General features: G+C 51.5%; 1 pseudogene. It reads right to left on the bottom strand.

What is annotated here, in order from left to right:
* Positions 1-322, bottom strand: a pseudogene (locus tag Q4563_RS17795) (type I secretion system permease/ATPase); the annotation flags it as partial.
* Positions 323-336 lie beyond the last annotated feature (14 nt).

The raw sequence follows: 336 nt of genomic DNA, 5'->3' as shown, positions 1-336 counted from the left end.
ACACCAGGCTGCCCACCGTTGCAAACAAACCCAACCAGACATCAAACATATAGATTACCGCCAGATACACCGGCACCCAGGGCGCATCAAAAAACGCCAGCAAGGGGCTGCCGGTCAAAAACTGACGAATACCGTTAAGATCACCCAACGACTGGTTGGCGTTAAAGCCGCCCTTGCGCAAACTGGCAATAAAAGACGACGAATACACCTGTTGACTGAGCTGAATATCCAACTTTGTGCCCAGCCGCACCAGCACCCGACTACGAATAAACTCCAGCGCTGCCATTAACAGATACAAGCCCAGCAAGATCAGACTGAGCATCAACAGCGTCATAC

The organism is Gilvimarinus sp. 1_MG-2023, assembly GCF_030548285.1.
Note: the sequence above shows the minus strand (reverse complement) of the source record. Positions and strands in the feature narration are given on the sequence as shown.